This is a genomic window from Gardnerella sp. 30-4 (assembly GCF_001641215.1).
In the GTDB taxonomy this organism is placed as follows: Bacteria; Actinomycetota; Actinomycetes; order Actinomycetales; family Bifidobacteriaceae; genus Bifidobacterium; species Bifidobacterium leopoldii.
This window is the reverse complement of the sequence record NZ_LXJL01000091.1, coordinates 16,748-19,377: the sequence shown is the minus strand read 5'-3', so window position 1 is coordinate 19,377 and position 2,630 is coordinate 16,748. Positions and strand designations below refer to the sequence as shown.

2 protein-coding genes and 1 tRNA gene are annotated in these 2,630 nt (G+C 42.3%); 1 reads left to right on the top strand and 2 read right to left on the bottom strand.

Features of this window, described 5'->3' with window-relative positions; genetic code table 11:
- Positions 1 to 25: 25 nt before the first annotated feature.
- Positions 26 to 808 (bottom strand): phosphoribosylaminoimidazolesuccinocarboxamide synthase, encoded by a 783-nt coding sequence (gene purC / locus A5294_RS05270; protein WP_064340635.1) that lies wholly within the window; start codon positions 806 to 808, stop codon positions 26 to 28.
- Positions 809 to 983: 175 nt separating this feature from the next.
- Positions 984 to 2,267, bottom strand: coding sequence for a formate-dependent phosphoribosylglycinamide formyltransferase (gene purT / locus A5294_RS05265; protein ID WP_064340634.1), 1,284 nt, complete (start codon positions 2,265 to 2,267; stop codon positions 984 to 986).
- 139 nt (positions 2,268 to 2,406) lie between these two features.
- Between purT and A5294_RS05260 the strand changes: the two genes are divergently transcribed.
- A tRNA-His gene (locus tag A5294_RS05260) sits at positions 2,407 to 2,482 on the top strand.
- Positions 2,483 to 2,630 lie beyond the last annotated feature (148 nt).

Genomic DNA, 2,630 nt, shown 5'->3' with positions numbered 1-2,630 from the left:
TAAAAGGTCCGAGCCACAACAATCATTATCGTTCTACGCAATCGTCAGGTTTGCGCACAGAAACATCCAAACCTTCGCTTTGAGCTAAAGATGCAAGCCTATCGTGAATTTCTTCATAAGCAGGAATGATGTCGCCTAAATCGCGCCTGAACAAGTCCTTGTCCAAATGACTTACTCCGTTCGTACCAGCATTGCGCTTATCCCAAAGTCTGCAAGTATCAGGAGTTATTTCATCAGCGAGAAGAATATTTCCTTCGGCGTCCACGCCCTCTTCAATCTTGAAGTCGACAAGCTGAACATCAATCTTTGAGAAAATATCCAACAAAGCATTGTTAACAGCATGAGCTTGACGAGTGACTTCTGCTATTTCTTCATCTGTTGCTAATCCAAGAGCCACAACGCCTTCAGGATTAATAAATGGATCACCAAGCTCGTCGGACTTTACGCAGAACTCCAACAATGGCTTCTTTAAAGGTGTTCCTTCTTTAATGTTATAACGTTTTGCAAAAGAACCTGCAGCAGTATTTCGCATAATAATTTCCAGTGGGAACATGCGCATACGCTTTACAAGTTGTTCAGTATCGGAAATTCGTCCGAGGAAGTGGCTTTTTACGCCGCGCGCCTCAAGTAAATGGAATAGTAACGAAGTAATCCGGTTATTTAAACTGCCTTTACCTGCAATCTGAGCTTTCTTCAGACCGTTACCAGCTGTTGCCTGGTTCATGTATTCAACCCATAGCACATTGGTGTCATCGGTAGCATACAGTTTTTTGGCTTTGCCTTCGTACAACTTCTCAAGTTTTTCCATGATATGCCCTCTCTTATGTGCATTCACAGTTGTAGGCGCAAACCAACAATATTTGTAGGTTTACCTGACCTTTGCCAGCACGATTAGCGTAACAATTGTTACCTACAAAATTTCCCTTCGTGCATACTGTAAATTATTATCTTTTTTAACTCCTATGCCTTAATTTTCAATGTATCTAAGCATTTGTTTGTGTAGTTTTTAGCGAAATGGCGACGCGTGTCGCATTTTCTCTAGCTTCTTCTTGCGTTAATCCAGTAGCTAAAGAAACTGCCATGCGTCTGTGACCATGTACAGAAGGCTTAGCAAAAATACGCAAGTTGCATCGATAATTTTCGCCAGATTGCAAAGCTTGAGCAATATTCGTAAAACCAACAGATCCTTCCGCCTTAATAACAATGGCGTGACTTGCTGCAACTTCATTATTTTTCAAAGAAAGCTCAGTATAGTTAGCTGTAACTGGAACTCCCAAAATAGCCAATGCATGCAATGCAAATTCACTATAATGCTGCGAAATCATAGTTACCATGCCAGTATCGTGTGGGCGAGGTGACAATTCATTAAAAAGCAAAGAGCCATCAGTAAGCACGAATAATTCGACTCCATAAATGCCCCAACCTGTTTCGCCAGCTTCTTGCGCAATATCAGTCAAACCTTCTACAGCGCGCTTTGCAATATCTTTCGCATTAGTGCGGATCGATTCAGGAATATTTGCAGGCTGCCAAGATTCTCTATAATCTCCATCTTGCTGACGCTGAGCGATCGGCTCACAAGTAGTAATTCCTGCGCAAGAGCTTATTGTAAGTACTGTAAGCTCATAATCAAGCGGAGCTAAAGATTCAACAATAACGCGTGAACACTCATTCTCATGACCAGCTGCTGCACGCCTGCCATGCTGAGCTTCATTCCAAGCCGCAAGCAAATTTTCAGAACTACGAACTATTGACTGACCGTGACCAGAAGAGCTCATAACAGGCTTAACTACACAAGGATATCCAACTTTTTTAGCTCCATCCTCTAACTCTTCATAAGATGAAGCGAAACAATACGGTGTAGTAGGCAGTCCTAAATCTTCGTGCGCAATTCTACGCAAGCGTTCGCGATCCATTGCAATCGCGGCAATATCTGAGCTAGGAACGACTTGAATATTCTTTTTAGCAGCATCTTTCAAAACTTCAGTAGCAATAGCTTCAACTTCTGGAATAATAATGTCAGGATTCACATTTGAAATAAGTTCTTGCAATTCTTGCGGATTCGACATATCTAGCACGTGGTATTCGTGAGCTATTTGCATTGCAGGAGCGTTTTTGTAGCTATCGGCAGCGCATACTCGCACGCCTAATCGCATAAGCTCAATCGCAATTTCCTTACCAAGCTCGCCAGATCCAAGAAGAAGCGCGGTTGTGTTGTTACTGTTTTCAGTTACGCCAAATATGCGCTGATTTTGCTCAGAAAAACTCATACATCCATTGTTGCATTTGCCATTGTCGAATAATTGATGTTGTTACTACGACGCGCCGAAGTGTGTTGCGCTAGCATAAATCGAGGAAATCGTGTATAGTATCCCTTTGTTGTGTGATTCAATTCGTTTCGCGCACATGGTGGCTATAGCTCAGTCGGTAGAGCATCTGATTGTGGTTCAGAAGGTCGCGCGTTCAAGCCGCGTTAGCCACCCCACTTGAACGGCAGGTAAATATCTGCCGTTTTTTGTTTTTGGATTGCAATATTTTTTGCCTATAACCCGCATATAACCCCGAATTTAGGAATTTTTACGAATATTAGGAAATTTGCAAATTTTACTTGAAATTTTTCATGGGGGGGGGGG

Excerpts from the sequence above, each read along its gene's own strand:
- purT (WP_064340634.1), bottom strand. The coding sequence starts at position 2,267 with ATGAGTTTTTCTGAGCAAAATCAGCGCATATTTGGCGTAACTGAAAAC.
- purC (WP_064340635.1), bottom strand. The coding sequence starts at position 808 with ATGGAAAAACTTGAGAAGTTGTACGAAGGCAAAGCCAAAAAACTGTAT.